The sequence below is a fragment of the Shewanella sp. SG41-4 genome (genome assembly GCF_014164505.1).
GTDB lineage: Bacteria > Pseudomonadota > Gammaproteobacteria > Enterobacterales > Shewanellaceae > Shewanella.
Window position 1 is genome coordinate 1 of sequence record NZ_JACJFI010000172.1, and the last position, 9,346, is coordinate 9,346.

At 41.8% G+C, this 9,346-nt stretch carries 10 protein-coding genes and 1 pseudogene; 10 read left to right on the forward strand and 1 reads right to left on the reverse strand.

Annotation, left to right across the window (positions count from 1 at the left end):
• Nucleotides 1–469 precede the first annotated feature (469 nt).
• Nucleotides 470–1,273, reverse strand: a complete 804-nt coding sequence (gene suhB / locus H5202_RS14670; protein WP_182772732.1) for an inositol-1-monophosphatase — start codon at nt 1,271–1,273, stop codon at nt 470–472.
• A 150-nt stretch (nt 1,274–1,423) separates the two neighbouring features.
• On the opposite strand from suhB, the gene trmJ reads away from it, so the two are divergent.
• The 10 genes and pseudogenes from trmJ to H5202_RS14720 form a co-directional block, all read left to right on the forward strand.
• Entirely contained in the window at nt 1,424–2,146 is a 723-nt protein-coding gene (gene trmJ, locus H5202_RS14675; RefSeq protein ID WP_182772733.1) for a tRNA (cytosine(32)/uridine(32)-2'-O)-methyltransferase TrmJ, read from the forward strand.
• An 18-nt stretch (nt 2,147–2,164) separates the two neighbouring features.
• On the forward strand, nt 2,165–2,986 hold the full coding sequence (gene cysE / locus H5202_RS14680; RefSeq protein ID WP_182772734.1) for a serine O-acetyltransferase: 822 nt from the start codon (nt 2,165–2,167) through the stop codon (nt 2,984–2,986).
• 232 nt (nt 2,987–3,218) lie between these two features.
• On the forward strand, nt 3,219–3,680 hold the full coding sequence (gene iscR / locus H5202_RS14685; RefSeq protein WP_011637879.1) for a Fe-S cluster assembly transcriptional regulator IscR: 462 nt from the start codon (nt 3,219–3,221) through the stop codon (nt 3,678–3,680).
• Between the two features lie 82 nt (nt 3,681–3,762).
• Entirely contained in the window at nt 3,763–4,977 is a 1,215-nt protein-coding gene (locus tag H5202_RS14690; RefSeq protein WP_182772735.1) for an IscS subfamily cysteine desulfurase, read from the forward strand.
• A 72-nt stretch (nt 4,978–5,049) separates the two neighbouring features.
• Nucleotides 5,050–5,433 carry a Fe-S cluster assembly scaffold IscU gene (gene iscU, locus H5202_RS14695; RefSeq protein WP_011637877.1) on the forward strand — a complete coding sequence of 128 codons (384 nt, stop codon included), beginning with the start codon at nt 5,050–5,052 and terminating at the stop codon, nt 5,431–5,433.
• A gap of 14 nt (nt 5,434–5,447) precedes the next feature.
• On the forward strand, nt 5,448–5,771 hold the full coding sequence (iscA, locus tag H5202_RS14700) for an iron-sulfur cluster assembly protein IscA (protein WP_011637876.1): 324 nt from the start codon (nt 5,448–5,450) through the stop codon (nt 5,769–5,771).
• Nucleotides 5,772–5,826: 55 nt separating this feature from the next.
• Complete coding sequence (hscB, locus tag H5202_RS14705; RefSeq protein ID WP_182772736.1) at nt 5,827–6,351, forward strand: co-chaperone HscB; 525 nt, start codon at nt 5,827–5,829, stop codon at nt 6,349–6,351.
• A 72-nt stretch (nt 6,352–6,423) separates the two neighbouring features.
• The gene (hscA, locus tag H5202_RS14710; protein WP_182772737.1) at nt 6,424–8,283 is read left to right on the forward strand and encodes a Fe-S protein assembly chaperone HscA; all 1,860 of its coding nucleotides are present in this window, start codon (nt 6,424–6,426) and stop codon (nt 8,281–8,283) included.
• 8 nt (nt 8,284–8,291) lie between these two features.
• Nucleotides 8,292–8,627, forward strand: coding sequence for an ISC system 2Fe-2S type ferredoxin (gene fdx / locus H5202_RS14715; RefSeq protein ID WP_182772738.1), 336 nt, complete (start codon nt 8,292–8,294; stop codon nt 8,625–8,627).
• 171 nt (nt 8,628–8,798) lie between these two features.
• A pseudogene (locus H5202_RS14720) lies at nt 8,799–9,346 on the forward strand (30S ribosomal protein S6--L-glutamate ligase); the annotation flags it as partial.

Genomic DNA, 9,346 nt, shown 5'->3' on the forward strand with positions numbered 1-9,346 from the left:
GCAGTAATGGCATAGTCATCTTCATTAATAAAATCAAAACACTATTATTGACGACTTCCGCATAATTTCCCAGTGATCTGGGTCTATTTTGTGAGATAAATGATGACATGCCTCAATAAGAGGTTAACTTACTCTGTTCGTAGATTGATGAAACTGTTGATGTTAGGCTCAGCTTATCCCGATTGATAGCGTCAAGAGAATGTATAAAGGCATTTACACTGACAGAATGGTAAATTGATTTAATATCAGGTTTTACAATAAATGTCTGTATGAGCTTGCTAAGTGGTTTTGTGCTTGAGGTTTGTTGGCTCGCGGACATTATCGAACTGACTGACACTGTTGATTAGCCATTAGCCATTAGCTAAAACTAAGCACTTTATCTGGTTGAGCCTTAGCGTAATGCCAATCAACGGACATAAAAAAACCGCTAAAGCGATGCTCTAACGGTTTTTTAGATAAAGGTTAACGATTAACGTTTTAAACCTTCATTTAATAAGGGACGCATAATTTTAACTAATTGAGTGGTCACTTTTGGGCTACCAGCAACAATATTACCTGAAGTCATATAGTTATGTGCACCCATGAAGTCGGTAACCGTACCGCCAGCTTCACGACAAATTAAGTCGCCTGCAGCAATATCCCAAGGCTTAAGACCAATTTCAAAGAAACCATCTAAACGGCCAGCAGCGACGTAAGCTAAATCTAATGCAGCAGAACCACCGCGACGGATATCGGCACATAATGGGAACACTTCACCCAAAATAGCCATATAGCTTTCAGTATGTTGGCGTGCTTTAAAAGGAAAACCGGTACCAATCATTGTGCTGCTCAAATCATTTACGTTGGTTACACGTAAACGGAAATCATTGAGCTTAGCGCCTTTGCCGCGAATCGCTGAAAATAATTCTTCACGGACAGGATCGTAAATAACGGCAACTTCAATTTTGCCTTTATATTGTAATGCGATAGATACTGCAAAATGAGGAATACCACGAACGAAGTTGTTAGTGCCATCCAAAGGATCAACTATCCAAACGTAGTCTTTATCAGAACCACGGTTTTCACCGTCTTCTTCACCAATAATGGTGTGGTCTGGATAAGATTTACGAATTTGATAAGTAATAGTTGCTTCAGCTTCCTTGTCTACACTAGTCACAAAATCATTAATACCTTTACTGCTTACCTCAACACGGTCAAGTTCAGTATAGGCGCGCATAATAGTTTGGCCCGCAGCGCGTGCAGCGCGCGTGGCAATAGTCAGCATCGGATGCATTGCAATCCCCTGGATGTTAAAGAACGAGTAAAATAGCGCCCGCATTATACTTAATTTGACAGTTATATCAAATGCAGATTTTCATATAACGTAATATTTAACGATTGTGATAATATACCGATAATATTTTTTGCTAAAAGAAAGTGCTACATGCTCAATAATATTCGTGTTGTTTTAGTTGGTACATCGCACCCTGGTAATATTGGCTCTACTGCTAGAGCAATGAAAACCATGGGCTTATCAAATCTCTATCTCGCAGAGCCAAGAACCGAGCCTGATGGACAATCTATAGCACTTGCGGCAGGTGCGTCAGATATTCTTAAAAATCTGACTCGAGTTGATTCGTTGGAAGAAGCTATAGCCGATTGCAGTCTAGTCATTGCCACTAGTGCACGTAGTCGCACTCTAGATTGGCCGATGCTTGATCCTCGAGAAGCAGGTATAAAACTGACTCAAGAAAGCTTAAATGGTCCGGTTGCTATCGTATTTGGTCGTGAGAATCATGGTTTAAGTAATGAAGAATTACAAAAGTGTACTTACCATGTCGCTATTCCGGCAAATCCTGAATATAGCTCGCTAAACTTAGCTCAAGCAGTACAAATTATTTGTTACGAAACCCGAGTCGCACATCTAGCGCAAACAGAAACACCAGCAGTAACGGATGAATATCCATTAACCTCTGAGTTAGAACGTTTTTTCGTCCATTTAGAGTCGACGTTGTCTAAAACAGGGTTTGTGATTAAAAATCATCCTGGACAAGTGATGACTAAGCTTCGTCGTTTATACACTCGTGCGCGCATTGAAGCACCTGAGATGAATATTCTTCGTGGTATTTTGACATCCATTGACAAGAAAATGGATAAACAAGATTAAGCAGCAAAGGAACATACCATGGGCGTCATTGCTAGGCTAAAAGAAGACATTGAATCGATTTATCATCGAGATCCTGCCGCAACCAGTACTTTAGAGATAATATTTAATTATCCCGGTATGCACGCGATTTGGATCCACCGTATTAGTCATAAACTCTGGCTTGCCAACTGGCGTTTTACCGCGCGTTGTTTATCAACATTTTCACGTTGGTTAACCGGTGTTGAAATTCATCCAGGTGCAACGATTGGCCGACGTTTCTTTATTGATCATGGTATGGGTGTCGTTATTGGTGAAACTGCCGAAATCGGTGATGATTGTACACTTTATCATAGCGTTACTTTAGGCGGGACCACCTGGCAACCAGGTAAACGTCATCCTACCTTAGGCAATAATGTGGTTATTGGTGCAGGGGCCAAAGTCCTCGGACCTATCACTATGCATGATGGAGCACGTGTTGGGTCAAATTCTGTGGTCGTTAAAGATGTCGCAAGCGATCATACTGTAGTGGGTATTCCAGGACGTGTAGTGGCTTCGCCGACCAACCAGTCAAAAGAGAAAACGGAACGTCGCACCGAAATGGCCAAAAAGTACGGTTTTGATGCTTACGCGGTGTCACCAGACAATCCCGATCCTGTCGCTAATGCCATTGGGCAAATGCTTGACCACATGCATTTGATGGATTCTAAAGTACAAGAATTGTGTAATGCCATCCAACAAATGGGTGGTGAGGTTTGTACTAAAAAGTTGCCAGAACTAAACGTCGATGCATTCGATGAAGCTTCTCGAGAAGCGGCCACTAATCGTAAACATGACATTGATAAGTTTGACCCGAGTATTTAACAATCTATAAGTCATTGTAGATTCAAGTCAAAGAACTGACCGATAATGCGATTAATTTCCTTGTCGGCATTGAATCTTACAAGATAAAAAGGTTAAATACGCCCTGCGAAAACATGGACCTTTTGGTTATAAGCCATGCCATAATACCCGAGTGTTTTAGTAGGATTAATACTTGACTAAATTACTCGGGTATGTTGAAATTACTGCATACTTTTTGGGAGCAGTACAAGTTATGAAACTTACATCAAAAGGTCGCTATGCAGTGACAGCTATGCTGGATGTTGCGATTCACTCTGCTACTGGTCCTGTACCTTTAGCCGATATTTCTGAAAGACAAGGTATCTCTTTGTCTTATCTTGAACAACTATTCGCTAAGTTACGTAAGCATGGTCTAGTGTCGAGTGTCCGCGGACCTGGTGGTGGTTATCGTTTAGGTTTAGAAGCCGTCGATATCTCAGTTGGCATGGTAGTACATGCTGTTGATGAATCTGTAGACGCCACTCGTTGTCAAGGAAAAGGTAACTGCCAAAGCGGTACTCGTTGCCTAACCCATTCTTTATGGGGTGACTTAAGTAAACAAATTTCAGATTTTTTAGATGGTATTTCTCTTGCAGGTTTAATGCAAAAGCGAGATGTAAGATTTATTTCGCTAAAGCAGGATGAAATACAAAAGGAACATAGAGTGAGTTTGTAACTCAGCTATGTTGATTGATATATAATTATTATTTGTACGTTGTATGTAGCCTCATCTGAGACTGCTAAGTACGGAGTGTGTTATGAAGCTTCCTATCTATTTAGATTATGCCGCAACAACCCCTGTAGATCCGCGTGTCGCAGAAAAAATGATGCAACACATGACAATGGACGGCGTGTTTGGTAATCCTGCATCACGTTCACATCGTTATGGTTGGCAAGCAGAGGAGGCCGTTGATGTCGCCCGTAATCAAGTTGCCGATTTGATCAACGCTGATCACCGTGAGATTGTATTTACTTCAGGTGCGACAGAATCAAGTAACCTTGCGATTAAGGGAATTGCCCATTTTTATCATAAAAAGGGCAAGCACATCATCACCAGCAAAACTGAACATAAAGCAACGTTAGACACTTGCCGTCAGTTAGAGCGTGAAGGTTATGAAGTGACTTACCTTGTTCCTGATGCTAACGGCCTTATTCCAATAGAACGTTTAGAAGCAGCAATGCGCGACGACACTATTTTGGTCAGCATTATGCACGTGAACAATGAAATTGGTGTGATTCAAGATATCGATGCCATTGGTGAGTTATGCCGTTCTAAAGGTATTTTCTTCCATATGGATGCTGCGCAAAGTGCAGGCAAAATACCAATTGACGTTCAAACCACTAAAGTAGATTTGATTTCGATTTCTGGCCATAAAATGTATGGACCAAAAGGTATCGGCGCATTATATGTTCGCCGTAAGCCACGTATTCGTCTTGAATCGCAAATGCACGGTGGTGGACACGAACGCGGTATGCGCAGTGGCACACTAGCAACACATCAAATCGTCGGTTTAGGTGAGGCTGCAGCTGTTGCAAAACAAGACATGGCAGCTGATAGCAAACGCATTACTCATCTTCGCGATAAGTTGTGGAACGGTATTAAACACATCGAAGAAACCTATATCAACGGTGATATGGAACAACGCTACAGTGGTATTTTTAACGTGAGCTTCAACTTTGTTGAAGGTGAGTCGTTAATGATGGCCTTGAAAGACTTAGCAGTTTCTTCGGGTTCAGCCTGTACTTCAGCAAGTTTAGAGCCAAGCTACGTATTACGTGCATTGGGTTTAAATGATGAAATGGCACATAGCTCGATTCGTTTCTCTATTGGTCGCTTTACGACCGATGAAGAAATTGACCACGCTATCAAAACGATAACTGAATCTATCGATAAGTTACGTGAAATGTCTCCATTATGGGAGATGTTCAAAGATGGTATCGATTTGGATCAAGTTCAATGGGCGCATCACTAATTTAATCTTGTTAAATGAGTGTAATACCATTAAATCGTAAACTGATAACGACACAGATTTTGGAGCAGTATCATGGCTTATAGCGAAAAAGTAATCGATCATTATGAAAACCCACGTAACGTAGGTTCATTTGATAAGAACGACCCGTCAGTAGTAACTGGTATGGTTGGTGCACCCGCCTGTGGTGATGTAATGAAGTTGCAGCTTAAAATTAATGCCGATGGCATTATTGAAGATGCAAAATTCAAAACTTATGGTTGCGGTAGTGCAATTGCATCTAGCTCATTAGTAACAGAATGGGTAAAAGGTAAAAGCGTTGATGAAGCAGCAACTATAAAAAATGCTGACATCGCCGAAGAGTTAGCATTGCCGCCGGTTAAAATTCATTGCTCAATTTTGGCTGAAGATGCCATTAAAGCAGCAATTGAAGAGTATAAAAGCAGACAAGCTAAGTAATACCTGGAGTTAAGATGGCAATTTCAATGACCCCCGCAGCGGCTGATCGAGTGAGATCGTTTCTTGCTAATCGCGGGAAAGGCCTTGGCTTGCGCCTTGGGTTGAGAACATCAGGTTGTTCAGGTATGGCATATGTCATTGAGTTCGTTGACGATCTCAATGACGATGATGAGCTTTATAATATCGAAGGTGTGAATATCATCATCGATGCTAAAAGCTTCATTTATTTGCAAGGTATTGAACTTGATTTTGTCAAAGAAGGCCTAAACGAAGGTTTTCAGTTCAATAATCCTAACGCAAAGGGTGAATGTGGTTGTGGTGAGAGTTTCACCGTTTAATCATTATTCACCTATTAAGCCGTTTTATATCAAACAGTAAGCATGATATCTGCCCATGAATTATTTCGATCTGTTTAATGTTGTACCTGCCTTTGATATCGACACCGCCTTACTTGCAGAGCGCTACCGCGAGCTGCAACGGGCGGTTCATCCCGATAAATTCGCTAATGATACCGAGCAACAAAAGCTGCTATCAGTACAGCGAACTGCACAAGTTAATGATGGTTATCAAACGTTAAAAAATCCCTTACGCCGTGCTGAACATATGTTGAGCTTGCGCGGAATTGAATTAAGTCATGAAACCACGACATTGAAAGATGGTGCATTTTTGATGCAGCAAATGGAGTGGCGCGAAGCACTTGAGGACATCCAACATAGCAGTGATCCACAGTCATCCATTGATGAACTGTATGAGTCGTTTGGTGAGTTTGAGTCAACATTATTAACTAAACTAGCGACGCTATTGATTAGTGACGATAGTGCAGATGCTTTATTAGCGGCAGATCAAATTCGTAAGCTTAAGTTTATGGCAAAATTACATGATGAGTTAGCCCGAATTGAAGATGGCTTGCTCGACTAAATTACCTTAAATTCTAAATTTTATTTTTTATGATTAGCTTGGCTAATCGATAACACAACAAGTTGGAACACTATGGCACTGTTGCAAATTGCAGAACCTGGCCAAAGCGCCGCACCGCATCAGCATCGTCTTGCGGTTGGGATTGATCTTGGTACCACCAACTCACTAGTTGCTGCGGTAAGAAGTGCTCAAGCATTAACTTTGCCGGATGAGCAAGGGCGTCATTCACTGCCGTCTGTGGTGCATTATGGCGAAACCAATGTGTTAGTGGGCTATGAAGCCCAAGACAAATCGGCTTTAGATCCACAAAATACCATTGTTTCAGTCAAGCGTTTCATGGGGCGTAGCCTCACTGATATTCAGTCTGGTGTACATCGTTTACCTTACGCATTACATGCAAGCGAAAACGGCTTACCGGTGTTTACTACGCCTATGGGACAAGTTAATCCTATTCAAGTGTCAGCCGAAATTTTAAAACCATTAATTGCACGAGCTGAAACCACATTAGGTGGCGAATTAGCCGGAGTGGTAATTACTGTACCCGCGTATTTTGATGATGCACAACGTCAAGGTACCAAAGATGCTGCTGAGTTATTGGGCGTTAAAGTACTACGTTTATTGAACGAACCGACTGCTGCAGCGATTGCTTATGGATTAGATTCAAAGCAGGAAGGTGTGATTGCCATTTACGACTTAGGCGGTGGTACTTTCGATATCTCAGTTTTACGCTTAAACCGTGGCGTATTTGAAGTGTTAGCTACTGGTGGTGATTCAGCATTGGGTGGTGATGATTTTGATCACTTACTCGTAAGCCATTTACAACAGGTTTGGCAGATAACCGAACCAGGCAGTCAATTAGCGCGTCAATTACTTATTGAAGCCCGCCGAGTCAAAGAAGCGTTGACCGACAGTAGTAGCGTTGAAGCGTCAGTTGTCATTGATGCAAAAACATTAACCTGCAATGTTGATAACACCTTATTTAACGACTTAATTGGCTCATTGGTGAAAAAAACCATCGGCAGTTGTCGCCGTACTTTACGTGATGCTGGCGTGAGTGTGGATGAGATTATTGAAACCGTCATGGTCGGTGGTTCAACTCGCGTACCATTGGTGCGCGCACAAGTTGAAACTTTTTTCAAAAAAACACCATTGACATCAATAGACCCTGATCGAGTTGTTGCTATTGGTGCGGCGATTCAAGCTGATATTCTAGTTGGTAATAAACCAGAATCCGATTTGTTATTGTTAGATGTGATTCCATTATCGCTTGGCGTTGAAACCATGGGCGGCTTGGTTGAAAAAGTGGTTACGCGTAATACCACTATTCCTGTTGCACGCGCACAAGAGTTTACCACGTTTAAAGATGGTCAAACGGCCATGGCATTCCATGTGGTGCAGGGTGAGCGAGAGCTTGTTGATGACTGTCGCTCGTTGGCTCGTTTTACTTTACACGGTATTCCGCCTCTTGCCGCTGGTGCTGCACATATCCGAGTGACATTCCAAGTGGATGCTGATGGCTTGCTTAGTGTTACTGCGATGGAAAAATCCTCTGGGGTTAAGACATCGATTCAAGTTAAACCTTCATTTGGCTTATCGGATACTGAAATTGCAACCATGTTAAAAGATTCGATGAAGTATGCGAAAGATGACATTACTCGACGTATGCTGGCAGAACAAAAACTTGAAGCGGCACGAGTGATAGAATCACTTAATGCTGCTTTAGCTAAAGATGCTGCACTTCTGGATGAGCAAGAGCGCGAAGAATTAGTCGTTGCGATTGCCCAACTTGATGCAGTAGCACAACAAGATAATATTGATGCCATTGAAAAAGCGATTGCAAATCTCGATGATAAAACTCAAGATTTTGCGTCAAGACGTATGGATAATTCTATTAGAGCGGCGCTAAAAGGGCAGTCGGTCGACAACATATAGGTGAAATGATGCCACAGTTAGTATTTTTACCCCATCAAGAACTTTGTCCAGACGGCGCAGTACTTGAAGCTGAAGTAGGTGAGACCATTTTAGATGTTGCACTGCGTAACGGTATTCATATTGAACATGCGTGCGAAAAGTCATGTGCTTGTACTACATGCCATGTCGTTGTGCGTGAAGGTTTTGAACAACTTGAAGAAAGTGATGAATTAGAAGACGATATGCTAGATAAAGCATGGGGCCTAGAGCCTGAAAGTCGTTTATCTTGCCAAGCTAAAGTGGTGGATTGCGATATGATCATCGATATCCCTAAATACACCGTTAATATGGTTAGTGAAGGTTAGTTTTATCGAAGTATTAGCGTATCAACAATCCAATTAATAGTGGGTAATTGATCACAGAAAAAAGAGCCAATCTATCAAGATTGGCTCTTTTTTTATCTATGCTCATTCCCGTCATTGATTTTAAATAAACTCAGCGTATGATGCGCGAAAATTCCAATTTTGGAGCACTCTGTGCGCATCGCAATACTGTCTCAAGGCCCGCAATTATATTCTACTAAACGCTTAGTTGAAGCTGCTGTCGCCCGCGGACACGAAGTCAAAGTTATTAATCCGTTAAAGTGTTATATGAATATCAATATGACCAAACCTAGCATTCATATGGCGGGTAAAGATTTAGGTCAATTTGATGCTGTTATCCCTCGTATTGGTGCTTCAGTGACCTTCTATGGTTCTGCAGTATTACGCCAATTTGAAATGATGGGTGTATATGCGGTTAACGGTTCAATTGGAATTGCACGTTCACGAGACAAGCTACGGTCAATGCAGCTTTTATCACGTCAAGGAATTGGCTTGCCTATCACTGGTTTTGCGAATAAACCCAGTGATATTCCTGATTTGATTGATATGGTCGGTGGTGCACCATTAGTGGTTAAATTGTTGGAAGGTACTCAGGGAATTGGCGTAGTATTAGCTGAAACTCGCAAAGCAGCTGAGAGCGTGCTTGAGGCCTTTATGGGGCTTAAAGCCAACATTATGGTGCAAGAATATATTGCTGAAGC

Coding starts and splice junctions, on each gene's coding strand:
- hscB (WP_182772736.1), top strand. CDS start 5,827: ATGAATTATTTCGATCTGTTTAATGTTGTACCTGCCTTTGATATCGAC.
- suhB (WP_182772732.1), bottom strand. CDS start 1,273: ATGCATCCGATGCTGACTATTGCCACGCGCGCTGCACGCGCTGCGGGC.
- fdx (WP_182772738.1), top strand. CDS start 8,292: ATGCCACAGTTAGTATTTTTACCCCATCAAGAACTTTGTCCAGACGGC.
- iscR (WP_011637879.1), top strand. CDS start 3,219: ATGAAACTTACATCAAAAGGTCGCTATGCAGTGACAGCTATGCTGGAT.
- iscU (WP_011637877.1), top strand. CDS start 5,050: ATGGCTTATAGCGAAAAAGTAATCGATCATTATGAAAACCCACGTAAC.
- trmJ (WP_182772733.1), top strand. CDS start 1,424: ATGCTCAATAATATTCGTGTTGTTTTAGTTGGTACATCGCACCCTGGT.
- H5202_RS14690 (WP_182772735.1), top strand. CDS start 3,763: ATGAAGCTTCCTATCTATTTAGATTATGCCGCAACAACCCCTGTAGAT.
- iscA (WP_011637876.1), top strand. CDS start 5,448: ATGGCAATTTCAATGACCCCCGCAGCGGCTGATCGAGTGAGATCGTTT.
- hscA (WP_182772737.1), top strand. CDS start 6,424: ATGGCACTGTTGCAAATTGCAGAACCTGGCCAAAGCGCCGCACCGCAT.
- cysE (WP_182772734.1), top strand. CDS start 2,165: ATGGGCGTCATTGCTAGGCTAAAAGAAGACATTGAATCGATTTATCAT.